The sequence below is a fragment of the Burkholderia sp. AU16482 genome, assembly GCF_002223285.1.
Lineage (GTDB): Bacteria > Pseudomonadota > Gammaproteobacteria > Burkholderiales > Burkholderiaceae > Burkholderia > Burkholderia semiarida.
This window is the reverse complement of the sequence record NZ_NKEY01000003.1, coordinates 1,566,307-1,579,105: the sequence shown is the minus strand read 5'-3', so window position 1 is coordinate 1,579,105 and position 12,799 is coordinate 1,566,307. Positions and strand designations below refer to the sequence as shown.

General features: G+C 63.7%; 18 protein-coding genes. All 18 read left to right on the top strand.

Annotated elements, in window-relative coordinates; translation table 11 throughout:
- Positions 1-291: a hypothetical protein gene (locus tag CFB35_RS09870; RefSeq protein ID WP_089464883.1), complete on the top strand. Its 291-nt coding sequence runs from the start codon at positions 1-3 to the stop codon at positions 289-291.
- A gap of 5 nt (positions 292-296) precedes the next feature.
- Positions 297-824, top strand: a complete 528-nt coding sequence (locus CFB35_RS09865; protein ID WP_089464882.1) for a phage tail protein — start codon at positions 297-299, stop codon at positions 822-824.
- Complete coding sequence (locus CFB35_RS09860) at positions 817-1,344, top strand: hypothetical protein (RefSeq protein WP_089464881.1); 528 nt, start codon at positions 817-819, stop codon at positions 1,342-1,344. The genes CFB35_RS09865 and CFB35_RS09860 overlap by 8 nt, the downstream gene beginning before the upstream one ends.
- Positions 1,341-2,021 (top strand): phage baseplate assembly protein V, encoded by a 681-nt coding sequence (locus CFB35_RS09855; RefSeq protein WP_089464880.1) that lies wholly within the window; start codon positions 1,341-1,343, stop codon positions 2,019-2,021. Before CFB35_RS09860 ends, CFB35_RS09855 begins: the two co-directional genes overlap by 4 nt.
- 63 nt (positions 2,022-2,084) lie before the next feature.
- On the top strand, positions 2,085-2,291 hold the full coding sequence (locus CFB35_RS09850; protein ID WP_089464879.1) for a hypothetical protein: 207 nt from the start codon (positions 2,085-2,087) through the stop codon (positions 2,289-2,291).
- The gene (locus CFB35_RS09845; protein WP_089464878.1) at positions 2,288-2,632 is read left to right on the top strand and encodes a GPW/gp25 family protein; all 345 of its coding nucleotides are present in this window, start codon (positions 2,288-2,290) and stop codon (positions 2,630-2,632) included. Before CFB35_RS09850 ends, CFB35_RS09845 begins: the two co-directional genes overlap by 4 nt.
- Complete coding sequence (locus CFB35_RS09840) at positions 2,629-3,522, top strand: baseplate J/gp47 family protein (protein ID WP_089464877.1); 894 nt, start codon at positions 2,629-2,631, stop codon at positions 3,520-3,522. Before CFB35_RS09845 ends, CFB35_RS09840 begins: the two co-directional genes overlap by 4 nt.
- Positions 3,512-4,081 (top strand): phage tail protein I, encoded by a 570-nt coding sequence (locus CFB35_RS09835; RefSeq protein WP_040144408.1) that lies wholly within the window; start codon positions 3,512-3,514, stop codon positions 4,079-4,081. Before CFB35_RS09840 ends, CFB35_RS09835 begins: the two co-directional genes overlap by 11 nt.
- Positions 4,078-5,196: a hypothetical protein gene (locus tag CFB35_RS35205; protein WP_218828249.1), complete on the top strand. Its 1,119-nt coding sequence runs from the start codon at positions 4,078-4,080 to the stop codon at positions 5,194-5,196. The genes CFB35_RS09835 and CFB35_RS35205 overlap by 4 nt, the downstream gene beginning before the upstream one ends.
- A gap of 1 nt (position 5,197) precedes the next feature.
- Complete coding sequence (locus tag CFB35_RS09825; RefSeq protein ID WP_089464876.1) at positions 5,198-5,650, top strand: tail fiber assembly protein; 453 nt, start codon at positions 5,198-5,200, stop codon at positions 5,648-5,650.
- Positions 5,651-5,725: 75 nt separating this feature from the next.
- Positions 5,726-6,895: a phage tail sheath family protein gene (locus CFB35_RS09820; RefSeq protein ID WP_089464875.1), complete on the top strand. Its 1,170-nt coding sequence runs from the start codon at positions 5,726-5,728 to the stop codon at positions 6,893-6,895.
- Between the two features lie 10 nt (positions 6,896-6,905).
- Complete coding sequence (locus CFB35_RS09815) at positions 6,906-7,409, top strand: phage major tail tube protein (protein WP_089464874.1); 504 nt, start codon at positions 6,906-6,908, stop codon at positions 7,407-7,409.
- Between the two features lie 93 nt (positions 7,410-7,502).
- Entirely contained in the window at positions 7,503-7,832 is a 330-nt protein-coding gene (locus tag CFB35_RS09810; RefSeq protein ID WP_089464873.1) for a phage tail assembly protein, read from the top strand.
- Positions 7,833-7,887: 55 nt separating this feature from the next.
- The gene (locus tag CFB35_RS09805; protein WP_089464872.1) at positions 7,888-10,305 is read left to right on the top strand and encodes a phage tail tape measure protein; all 2,418 of its coding nucleotides are present in this window, start codon (positions 7,888-7,890) and stop codon (positions 10,303-10,305) included.
- Positions 10,306-10,314: 9 nt separating this feature from the next.
- Positions 10,315-11,196, top strand: a complete 882-nt coding sequence (locus CFB35_RS09800; protein WP_089464871.1) for a phage tail protein — start codon at positions 10,315-10,317, stop codon at positions 11,194-11,196.
- On the top strand, positions 11,171-11,377 hold the full coding sequence (locus CFB35_RS09795; RefSeq protein ID WP_006411293.1) for a tail protein X: 207 nt from the start codon (positions 11,171-11,173) through the stop codon (positions 11,375-11,377). The genes CFB35_RS09800 and CFB35_RS09795 overlap by 26 nt, the downstream gene beginning before the upstream one ends.
- A 10-nt stretch (positions 11,378-11,387) precedes the next feature.
- Positions 11,388-12,440, top strand: a complete 1,053-nt coding sequence (locus CFB35_RS09790) for a phage late control D family protein (RefSeq protein WP_089464870.1) — start codon at positions 11,388-11,390, stop codon at positions 12,438-12,440.
- Between the two features lie 74 nt (positions 12,441-12,514).
- A complete protein-coding gene (locus CFB35_RS09785; RefSeq protein ID WP_006408930.1) occupies positions 12,515-12,799 on the top strand; it encodes a holin in 285 nt (94 codons plus the stop codon).

The window sequence follows — 12,799 nt, the reverse complement described above, 5'->3', positions numbered from 1 at the left end:
ATGGCGTTCCGGGATCTGATCTCGGATGTCGACTCCGCGGTGCTGCGCGACCTGGGCGATGCGGACATCACGATCGACGGGCGGCCCGTCGAAGGGATGTTCGCATCGCCTTGGCTCGGCCCTGATCTCGGTAGTCAGCGCACGCAACTCGTCGCGCCGGTGTTTCATCTGCGCGACCGCGACGCTGCTGCGGTCCGGCAGGGCAGCATCCTGACCGCGAGCGGGGAGCGTTACCGTGTGCTTGAGGCGCATCCGGACGGGACCGGCTGGACAGTCCTCATTCTCCAGTAGGCCATATGGACGATCTGAAGATCGAAATCGACATCAAAGAGGCGACGGCCGTCCTGCAAGGCTTGTCGCCGTCCGCGATGCAGGCAGCGTGGCGACGGACGTTGCGCAAGACGGCTGGCTGGATCAAGAGTCAGACGGCGAAAGAGGTCGGCGCTGCGACGAAGATTCCGCAGAAGGCGGTTCGCCGCCGGCTGTATTTCTTTCTTCGCTCGGCTGACACCGGAAAGGTGTGGCTCGGTCTGAACCCGATTGAAGCGCATCGCCTTGGCAGCGCCACGAAGACGCGCAAGGGGATGCGGGTCGGCCGTCATTCGTTCGAGGGTGCATGGCGGCAAACCAATCGGAAGCCGGACGGACCGATTTACGAACGAGTCGGCAAGGAGCGGATGCCTTACCGGATGGTGACGGTCGCGTGGCAGCAATCGGGCGACCCGGCATTCCGACGGGCCGCGAAAGCCTGCGAAGCGCGGCTCATGGTGATTCTCCGTCAGGAAGTGAACTACGAACTGCAGAAGGTGATGCGCCGTGCTTGAGAATCTGAAAGCGCTACACGAGGCAATTGAGCGCGGCATGCGCGTGAAGCTGCCCGCGATGAAGCGAATCGAGGCGTATCCGCGTCTCGGTCAAAAGATCGACACGCCGTTGATCGCGATCGAGCTGAACGAGTTCGAACCCGGTCACGATGATGGCACCGGTGACGTGCCGCTGATTGCGCGCATGCAGGCCCGTGTTGTGTTCGATCCGATCGACGAAGGGGCCGAGCTGGCCGTGCGCGAGGTTGCCGCGCGAGTCGCGATGGTCGTGCACGGGAACACGTGGGAACTGCCGATCACCCCGGGTAAGGTCGTGCAGGTCGCCGAAGATCCGTTCCGGCCGCAGCTCGATACCTACTGCGTGTGGCTCGTCGAGTGGACCCATCAATTCGGTCTCGGCTTCGACCTTGGCGAGATCCCGGACGGCCCCGCGATCCTGTGGGGCGTCGATCCGGACACGGGCCACGGCAACGAAGGGGCGTATTGGGAGCCGGCAGACGCTGGAGGTGGTGGGCCATGAGCGATTACGAACTCGGCGAGATTGATCGCCGCATGGCCTGCATGGTGCAGCACGGCACCGTCGAGAACGTCTCGTATCAGCCGCCACTGTGCCGCGTGCGGATTGGAGATTGGGTCAGCGACTGGATGCCGTGGAAGACCGCTGCGGCGGGTGTCGTTCGATTCTGGCGTCCGCCTTCCATCGGAGAGCAGGCGTCGATGTTCGCGCCATCGGGCGATCTGGCGGGCGCGTACGCGGCTCCCGGCTACTACTCGGAGCAGCACGGGGGCTCGGCGCGATCCAGCCCGTCCGAGACCGCATGGGACTACCCGGACGGTGCCTCGGAGGTTTACGACCACGAAAAGCACGAATACCGAGTCGACGTGCCGACAGGCGGGCGCATCGTGTTTCGCATTGGCGCGACGGAGCTGGAGCTACGCGCGGACGGCGTGACGTTGCGCACGGAGAAGTTGCTCGGCGACGTTCCCGATTCGACGTTCACGGGCAACACGACGACGGAGAAGCTGTTGACCTTCAACGGTGGGATGCAGGGCAAGGGCGCAGGCAATGGTGGCCCGGCGGTCAAGGTTGAGGGCGGGGCGATTTACACGGACGACGTTGAGATTGCCGGCAAGTCGTTTGTCGGTCACAGGCATATGGAAGAGGGCGACGGTGCGCCGGTGTCGCCGCCGCTGTGACGGCCATATTCGCAAAGTTGCTTTGCCCCGCCTCGGCGGGGTTTTGTTTTTGAGAGGGTGATCATGGCAAAAGACAACTCTCCGGCTACTACGCCGGCCGTTGCGTCTGTGGCGAAGTTTCTCGATACGCGGTTCCGTAGCCGCGTGATCGTCTTCCCGAACGGCGACGTGCTGCGTGTCCTGTCTGGCGAGGCGATCGCACGAACGGCCGCGCAGATCGAATACCTCGACGCGCACCCTGACTTCAAGCGGCTCGAGGAGCGCGGATGAGTCGGTCCGGTGCGCTCGTCGGTATGGACCGATGGACGGGTGCGCCGATCAGCGGCATCGCGCACTTGAAGCAGAGCCTCGGCGACATCCTCAGCACGCGCAAGGGCACCCGCCGCGAACTACCTGAATACGGTTCGGACATACCGTTGATGGTCGACCTTCCGGTGACGCGCGGATGGATCTCGGCGGCACAGGCTGAGGCCGCCCGCGCGATCGGCCGGTGGGAGCCGCGAATCAGGCTCGCTCAGGTCAAGGTGCTGTCGGTCATCGACGGCAAACCAACGTTCGCGATTCGCGGCGAATACGACGGTACGGCCGTCGAAATCGAGGTGCCAACATGACGATTATCGATCTCGCTTCGCTGGACCCGCCTGATCTTGTCGAGGTACTCGACTTCGAGGCGGCGTTCCAGATGAAGCTGGAGTACTTCAAATCGATCTATCCCGACTGGACGGCGGCGCTGAAGTCGGACCCTGTCGTGAAGCTCATTGAGCTGGCGGCGTATGACGAGATCCGCGCTGCAGCACGCCTCAACGACGCTGCCCGCGCAGGCATGCTCGCGTTTTCGACGGGTGCGGACCTGGAGCATCTGGCGGCGTTGATGGACACAGAACGAGCGGTGGTCGATCCCGGCGATCCGGTGGCGAATCCGCCGATCGAGCGGCGCATGGAATCGGACGACCGGCTGAAGCTGCGCACGCAGATGTCGATGGAGCGCGCGACGGTAGCGGGGCCATTCGCGGCATACCGCGCGTTTGCGATGGATGCGTCGGCCGACGTCCTCGATGTCGCCGTCGACCGGCCTGAACCGGGCACGGTGCGGCTCACGATCATGTCCGCACGCGGTGACGGTGTGCCCGATCAGGCGCTGCTCGATGTCGTCCGCGCCAAAGTTTCGCCCGAGACAGTTCGCCCCCTCAACGACACGGTCCTGGTCGAGCCGGCGATCAAGATCGCGTATGCGATTCATGGCGTGATCTATGTCGGCAGTGGGCCTGATCCGAACATTGTGCTCGATGCACGGCGTAAGGTGCTCAACGGCGTGGTGGCGAAGTCGCGACGGCTTCGTGCGGGCATGCCGCGGACTGCGATCGAGGGCGCTCTGCACGCGCCGGACAGCGGTGTCACACGCATCGAATTGAGTTCGCCGGCCGCTGACGTTCTCTGCGGTCCCCGCGAATTCGCGCTCTGCACGAGCATCAATCTGGAGGTAAAGGTCGATGACGCATGAACCGCTTTTACCATCGAACCAGACACCGCTCGAGGCGGCTCTCGCCCGTGTCATGCGACCCAGCGTGGATCCCGAGATCTTGCGCACGTTGTGGGACGCGGATCGTTGTCCGACCGCATGGTTGCCGTGGCTCGCGTGGGCGCTCGCGGTCGATGGTTGGGAGCTGGCCGAGTCAGAAGACGCACGGCGGGCGCTGGTGAAAGGTTCGATGGCGCTGCACCGAAAGAAGGGGACGCCTTGGGCGGTGCGCGAAGTGATTCGCCGGCTCGGCTTCGGTGAGGTCACGATTATCGAGGGGCGCAGTGGCCGCCGGCGTGATGGCTCAATCCTGCGTAACGGCGAGCAACTGCACGGTAAGGCGAGTGCATGGGCCGAGTACATCGTGAAGCTCGGCGTGCCGATCACCCGTGATCAGGCCGACAAGCTTTGGCAGGCGATCGAGCGTTACGCGCCCGCGCGCAGCAAGCTGGCTGCGCTCGACTACGCGGCCGTGCCGATCCGACACAACGGCGTTGCACGTCGAGACGGGCAATACACAAGAGGGAGTATCACTACATGACGAACCTGCTTGAGATCGAGCGATGGGAGGATGGCATCTACCAGCTCGAAACGTCGGACCCCGTTGTCGGCGGTCCGGACGGAATCGACAACCTGCAAGCCAAGCAGCTCGCGAACCGCACGCGCTACCTCAAAAAGGCCATCGAGGCGGGGCAAAGCGACTTTGGCGCGCACGTTGCCGCGGTTGATCCGCACCCGCAGTATGCGACGCATGCTGATCTGGCGGAGAAATTGGCCGCGCTTGTCGCGCAGTCCCCCGAGACGCTCGATACGCTCAGCAAACTCGCGAAGGCACTCGGCAATGACCCGAACTTTGCTACGACGATCGCCAATCAACTCGCGCTGAAAGCGCCGCAGGACTCGCCGGTTTTCACTGGTACACCGAAGGGCACGACTGCGCCGCAATTCGACAGCAGTACGAGGCTTACAACGAACGAATTTTTGCAGCGAGCGCTTGGGAACTTCAATCTGAGCAGCGGCACGGGTGCCGGCATCAGCGCCGCTGCGACGGTGCTGACGAACGACGACATTGGAGGCTTTCATTACTTCAACGGTGCCGGTGCCCAGACGACCACACTGCCGAGCGAAACGGGCTTGCCGGCAGGCGCCGCGATTGCGTTTCAACGTGGCGCTCAAGCTGGATTGACGATCGGTACCAAGAAGGCGAACGCGATCATCGATACCACGGCTGGCCTTGCCTCGTCGATTACGCTCATGGCCGGCGAGTTCGTCGTGCTGGTTTGGAGCGGTACATATTGGCAGGCGTTCGGCACATATACACAACGTGTGGGTCAAACGTTCGCCAGTTTGCTTGGGACAAGTGGTTGCCAAAAGCTGCCGAGCGGGATGATTTTTCAATGGGTTACGGGTACCAGTGACGCGAACGGCAACATGACTCTAACGCTTCCGCTTACTTTCCCAACCTCGGTACTGGGTGGTATGGCGAATGAGTCGAATCCGGCCGGTTGGGCTCCCAATACCGCAACGGTTTGGGCTTTCGATCAGTCGGTATCAACGCAATCCACGGTGGTGGCTCGTGTGCGAACGATTACCAATCCCGCGGGGCCTGCGACATCTGCTGGCATTGGCGGTCGGATCTTTTGCTGGGGAAAGTGAAATGGGGCAAAAACTCGCAGCGTACGACGCGGACGGCAACATCGTTGCCTTTTACGACTCCGTCGATAGTCCCGCTCCGGATGGAGTGGCTGTCATCGAGATCACCGCAGAGCAGTTGGAAGACCTGATGCGAGCACAGGCTACCGGAAAGCGCTTTGCGGTCAAGAACGGAGCGCCGGTCGCCGTCGATCCGCCGCCGCCGACCCGCGCGCAGCTCGCCAACATGAAACGAGCGCAGCGTGACGCGGCACTGAAGGCGACGGACTGGCTCGTTTCCCGGCATCAAGACGAGCAACTGCTGGGTGAAGGGACGACCCTGACGACCGACCAGTTTGCCGCGCTGCTCCGTTATCGGCAGTCATTGCGGGAAGCCAGTGATCTTCCCGGCTGGCCGAGTGCGGAGTTACCGTCACCTCCACCATTTGCAGGTGCGGAGCCGGCTGCAACGGCGTAGCACGACTGTTGATTTACCTGTATGTCAGGCCGCTCATTCAGCGGCTTTTTTATTTGCAGCTTCTCGGAGATCTGAATGCCTGCTACTTCTTTCTATCACGGTGTAACGACCGTGCTGGTCGACACCGGCCCGCGCACGATCGCAGTACCGTCGACATCGGTCGTCGGCATCGTGGATACATACACGCCCGGTTCGGACCTTGTTGCGCCGAACGTGCCCGTGCGCATCACGAGCGAATACGATGCGGCCGCTGCGTTCGGTGAGAGCAGCCCGATCGCGCGCGCGATTCAGGGCATCTACAAGCAGAGCAAGACGGTGATGGTGGCGGTCGGCGTCCCGGCTGATCAGGCCGATGCCGAGCTGACGTCCGCGATCATCGGTGGCGTGTCGGCGGGTGGCGTGCGCACCGGCATGCAGGCGCTGCTCGATGGCAAATCGCTGTTCGACCTGAAGCCGCGCCTTCTGATCGCGCCGGGACACACCGCCAAGCAGCCGGTCGCGACGGCGGCCGACGAACTGGCGGCGAAGCTGCGCGCAATCGCGATTCTCGACGGGCCGAACAAGACCGACGAGGACGCGATCCAGTATGCGAAGAACTTCGGCAGCAAGCGGCTATATCTGGTCGATCCCGGCGTGCGGTATTGGGACACGGCGAAGAACGCGGACGTCGACGCGCCGGCATCTGCGTACGCTGCGGGCCTGTTCTGCCAGACCGACGCGGCGATCGGCTTCTGGGCGTCGCCGTCGAACAAGGAAATCGTCGGGATCAGCGGTACGAAGCGGCCCATCGAATTCCTCGACGGGGACGAGACGTGCCGCGCGAACCTGCTGAACAACTCGTTCATCGCGACGATTATCCGCGACGGTGGGTATCGCCTTTGGGGCAACCGCACGCTCTCGGCCGATCCGAAGTGGTCATTCGTGACGCGCGTGCGCACGCTCGACATCGTGATGGACGCAGTCCAGGCCGGCCATAAGTGGGCGGTCGACCGCGGCATCACTGCGACGTACGTGCAGGACGTGACCGAAGGGCTGCGGGCGTTCATGCGCGACCTGCGCAATCAGGGTGCGGTGATCAACTTCGAGGTGTACCCGGATCCGAAGCTCAATTCGGCATCGCAGCTCGAACAGGGCAAGGTGTACTGGAACATCCGCTTCACGGACGTTCCGCCCGCAGAAAACCCGATCTTCCGCTTCGAGGTCACGAACGAGTGGCTGACGGAAGTTCTCGACACGCAATCGTAAGAGGTGACGCATGGTCCCGGAAACCCTGAACAACATGGCGTTGTACGTCGACGGACGCGGCTTTGCCGGCCGATCGCCCGAACTCAGCCCGCCGAAGCTGAAGATCAAGACGGAGGATTATCGCGCGGGTGGCATGGATGCGCCGATCAAGATCGACCAAGGGATGGAGGGGCTGCAGGCCGCTTTCTCCATGGGGAGCGTCGAGCGTGACGTGCTGAAGTTCTTCGGGCTGGCCGACAACAGCGCATTCAACGCCACTTTTCGCGGCGCGTTCCGCGACACGCGCGGCAAGGTGAAGTCGGTCGCACTGATCATGCGCGGCATGCTGTCCGAATACGATCCCGGCAGCTGGAAGCCGGGGGCGACGTCGGAGCTGAAGTACACGGCCGAGCTGTCGTACTACAAGGCTGAAATCGACGGTGCCGTCATCTGCGAGATCGACGTACTCAACATGATCCGCATTATCGACGGCGTCGACCAGCTCGCCGACGTGCGCAAGGCGCTCGGCATGTAAGCGTTGCTGCCGGCCAATGCGCCGGTCAAAGTAACTTTTCGATATACCGAGGGGCGGTCCGTTGACCGCCCTTTGTCATTTCTGAGGTGCTGAATGGAAACCGTGAAGGTCACGCTGAAGTATCCCGTCTCGTTCGACGGCGTTGTGCGCAACGAGCTGGTGATGCGCCGCCCGAAGGTGCGCGACATGCGTACCGCGAGCAAGCAGGCGCAGGGCGACGACGAGCTGCGCGAAATCGTGTTGTTCGCGACGCTGGCCGACGTCGCTCCCGACGATATCGAAGGAATGGACATGGTCGATTACGACGCCATGCAGCGTGCGTACGAGTCCTTTCGATCCGTTCGTCCGGCTTCCAATCGCGACCGTGAAGGCGCTGGCTCGGCGGATGATGAAGGAGTACGGAACGCAGCCGCAGGTGGTTGACGACATGACGATCGACGAATTGCTGTGGTGGCTGACGGATTGAGCGGGGACTGACATGGCACGCGATATTGCACTTGGTATCGTCATCGGCGGTGCGGTGTCGGCAACGCTCGGCAAGGCGTTCGCGGACACGAATTCGAAGATCGTGGGGTTGCGCAAGGCCGCGAGCGAGCGCGGCATGTGGCAGCGGCAAATCGGCGAGACGATCAAGCTGCATGAGGAGTTCCGCCGGCTGCATCTTGCCGGCGACAGTGCGGCTGACGGGATCCGCCGCAAGCTGGACAGTAACGTCCGAGCGTTGCGTGACGCCGGTTTCGAGGTCGATCGGCTCGACCGCGCGTATGCGCGGCTCGGCCGTACTGTGCGAGGGCTGGAGCTGAAGGCCGCCGGCCATGAGCGCTTCACGGTCGGCCGCGAAGGCATGCGCAATGCAGCGAGTGACGCGGTGAAGCTTGGTGTGGCCGTTGCCGTACCGACCGCTGTATCTGCGCAGTATCAGGCGATCATCCGCGATATCGCCATCAAGGCGGGCATCGCGCGCACCGAGCAGGAGCGCGCGATGTCCGAACGAATCCGCCGTGACGCACTGTCGAACGGCATGGGGCGCAACGAGCTGGCCGACGCGGTGAACCAGATGGTCGCGGCCGGGATGGATGTCGATCGGGCGCTGAACTTCGGCCCAGCCGTCGCGAAATTCTCGGTGGGTCAGGGCGCGTCGAGCGTCGAGACCGCGCAGATGATTCAGGCGCTGCAGCAGAACGCCAACATCACGGATCCCAAGGCGATGATGAAGGCGCTGGAGGCCATCGCGTACCTCGGCAAGGAAGGCTCGTTCGAATCCGTCGACATGGCTCGTTGGTTTCCGGTGCTGCTCGCCGAAATGAAGAAGATCGGCATCACGGGGCAGGACTCCGTGACTCAACTCGGCGCGATGCTGCAGGTTCAGATGAAGACTGCGGGCAACGCCGACGAGGCGGCGAACAACCTCAAAAACTGGTTCTCGAAGATCGGTTCGGGCGAGACCGAGCGCAACTACAAGAAGGCCGGCGTCGACTACGAAGCAAAGATGAAGGAGGCGATCGGCAAGGGCTGGTCGACGCTGGAGGCGTCGTTCGTTCTTGCGCGGGCGTACATCGAGCGTGTCGATCCGAAGAAGGCTGCGCAGCTCGCGGCGGTGGCGAAGCAGCTCAACAGCGAGCTGGATCCCGCCAAGCGGCAGGCGCAGATGCGCGCCTTCGAGGACACGATGAAGACCGGCGACCTGTTCAACGACATGCAGGTCAAGGCGGCGCTGACGGCGTACATGCAGAACGCCGATCTGTATCAGAAGCTCAAGCGCAATGCGGCGGACGCGAACGGCGAGATCGACAAGGATCTGGCTGATCGTCGTGCAACCTCGAAGCAGATCTGGAGCGAGGTCGTGCAGCAGTGGGACGACGCGATGCGCAGCATCGGTGACGCGCTGCGGCCCGTGACGGATCTCGCCGGCAAGGTCGCGAAGCGGGCGGGCGAAACGGTGCAGCACGCGTCCGATGCTGCGCCCGGTGCAACGGCGGCCGTCGTCGGCGTGATCGGCACGGCCATTGCCGTTCGCGGCGCACGTGCGGCGTGGAACATGGGGCGCGGAGTGTTCGACATCCTGCGCGGTGGCTGGATGGCCCGACGTGGCGTGGGCGCTGCTGCCGGTGGCGGCGCTGCCGGCGGGCGGGTTGGCAAGGCGCTCGATGCGTTGAGCGGTGCAGCCGGGGGCGTGCAACGTGTGTTTGTTGTGAACCTGCCGGGTGGCGGTCTTGGCGGCGGCCTCGGCAGCGCAGCGGGCGACCTGCTTGGTGACCTGGCAGGCGGCGGTTCTGGCGGCGGCCGGGTTCCCCGCGGGCGCCTCGGCCGCGTCATCGGTGCGTTTCGGACGGTCGCTGGCCGTATCGCGCCCTACGCGGGAAAACTGGCCGTCGCCGGCACCGTCCTGAAAATCGGGTTCGCGGCCAAGGATGCGTATGCGGTCGCTCGTAGCGATCAACCAACCGCGCGCAAGGCGGAAGGGTACGCAAGCATCGGGGGCTCGCTCGCCGGTGGCGTTGTCGGGGCGAAGCTCGGCGCAGGTATCGGCATGCTCGGCGGCCCGATCGGTGCAGCCATCGGTGGAGTGCTCGGCGGTGCGGTCGGCACGTTTGCCGGCCGAAAGCTACTTGGGGCGATGGCGCGGTGGGCGACGGGTTCGAAGGACGGCGACAGCGACGCGGCGAAGGCGGTCGCGAAGGCTGCCGCTGGCCCGGATTCGCCGCAATCGCGACTGTTCAAGGTCGAGCAACAAAATTCGTTTGCCCCGGTGTTCCACATCAAGGTCGAGGGCAGCTCCGACGCGGAGATCGCGGACAAGTTGCTCGCGCGCATCAATCCGCTGATTCAGCGGTCGATGACCGAGTCGCTGGACAAGAGCAACCGGTCTGCAATGTTCGACGCACCGCATCTGTAAGGGGGATAGATGGACTTCATTTCCAGTGTGACGCAGGCCGCGACGCAGGCGAGCATTGCGTCCGAGCGCGTTCGGCACGTCGTGCGCGTGTTCGATCGGAATCGCAGCGCGAGTCAGAACACGGTCGACACGTTGACGAAGCTCGCGACGGGAAATCTCACATCAGCTGCCGACCTACTACGTGGAGCGACGAGCCTGCTATCGGTGGCCGGCGACCTGAGTCCGCAGATCGGGACGGTCATGCGTAGCTTCTCGGCGACCGGCGCAGCGGTAAGCGGCATCGTGAAGCTGGTCGGCGGCGTCAATCATCCGTTGATTCAGTCGGCCGCGCAGTCGGTCATGGGCGCATTGGGCGACGCGAAAACACAGTTCACGGCGTTAGTCGGCGAGCAGACGATGGGTGCACTGCAGTCGTTCGCGCAGACGACGGGCCTGAGTTCGGTTCTCTCCGGCTTGTTCGACAGCGCGACGTCCTCCACCCCTCATCTGCTGACGCTATCAACGGATGACGGGGACGCGTTCCACTTCGGACTGTCGACGGCGGCGTACGACAAGCTGCGGCGCTCGACGCGCTTCAAGATCGCGTCGCAGGAACGATTGAATCGCGAAGAGGCGCAGCAGCCGGTCAGTCAGGGCGGCGACACGATCACGCTGTCGGGTGTCGTGTTTCCGTCGCTCGGTGCTGGTTTCCGCCAGTTGGAAACGCTGCGCGCGATCGGCGCGAAGTTGAAGCCGGTGCAACTGACGGCCGGCACGGGCGACGTGCTCGGACGCTGGTATCTGCACAGCGTCGACGAAGAGCAGGAGGCGCTGATGTCGGACGGTGCGCCGCGCAAGCAAACCTACAGCCTGGAGTTCGGCCGCTATGGCGAAGATTTTGCGAACCTCTGACGGGGACATCCTCGACACGCTCTGCTACGCCCATTACGGGACGTTGAAGGGCACCGTCGAGGCGGTGTACGAAGCCAATCCCGGTCTCGCGCGCGAGCCACAGCCGTTCCGGTCTGGCGTGTTGATCACGATGCCGGATCTCGACACGCCGCGCGACGAACCGATTCAGCTCTGGTCGTGAGGGAGGGACGATGCGGGCAATTTTTCAGGTCGTTGCGAACGGCAGCGACATCACGCGCGTCATTCAGGACCGCGTGCTGCGGATACAGACAACCGACAAGCCGGGCCTTGAGGCCGACGAATGCGAGATCGAGCTGGACGATCGGGATGGCAAGGTCCGATTCCCGCCGAAGGGCGCGACGTTGAAGATCTCGCTCGGATGGGAGGGGCAGGGGCTGTCGATGCTCGGCGAGTATGCCGTCGACGAGATCGTGTTGCGCGGACCGCCGGCGACGATGATCATCCGCGGCCGACCGGCCAACATGCGAGCGACGTCGAAGACGCAGCGCAACGGCAGCTGGACGAACGTGAAGCTGGCCGACATCGTCGGCGACGTCGCGCGGCGCAACAAATGGGTGGCCGCGTGCTCGGTCGACGCGGCGATTCCGCGCGCGGATCAGTTCGGCGAAAGCGACCTGCACTTCATCACGCGTATCGCGCGGCAGTACGGCGCGACGGCGACGGTGAAGGCGGGCAAGCTGATCGTCGGGCCGATCGGTGGCGGCAAGAGCGCGAGCGGCAAGCCGCTGCCGGCCGTCACGTTGACGCCCGACGATCTGACGGATTACGAGATCTCGTTTCCGGACCGCGCGAGCTTCGTTGCCGTACGGGCGAAGGTGCATGACAAGAAGACGGGGAAGAAGATCGACCTGACGATTCCGAATCCCGATGCGCCGCCGGGCGCCGCCGCTGTACATACCGAGCGCCATGCGTTCGCCAGTCCGGAAGCCGCGAAGGCTGGTGCGAAGTCGCGTCTCGAAAAGCTGAACCGGCACACCGCGCGTAGCGTGCTGCGCATGAAGGGGCGCACCGACATATCGGCCGAGAAAACCGTGAAGCTGTCGGGCTTCAAGCAGGAGGCGGACGGTGATTTTCTGGTCGACTCCGTACGACACACCTATGCCGGCAACGGGTGGGAGATGTCGGTGGAGCTGAACGCCGGCAACAAGGGCAAGGCGAAGGTCGGTCATCGCAAGAAGCCGACGAAGAAAGTCGACTTGGTCGTACCGTCGCCGCCGAAGTAACACGCGCGCACATCAATTTCTGGCAGCCGCCTCGGGGCAACTCGGGCGGCTTTTTCTTTTATTGCGGGGGTGGAATGCAGGACCACGAGAAAACCATTCTGGAGCTGATCATCATGGGCGGACTGATTGGTATCGCGAAGGTGCTTGTCGGCAGCGAGCAGCTGACGTTCCGGCTGGTCGCCGGCAGGGCGGTATTGGGTTCGGCGACGTCGATGGTTGCCGGCTTGGCGCTGTTGCAGATTCCGGATCTGCCGCCGATCGCGCTGCTCGGTCTCGGCAGTGCGCTCGGCATCATCGGGTCGCAGTACCTCGAGGTGCTGCTGCGTCGGAACGCGAAGCGACTGTTCGGGGAGAAGTGA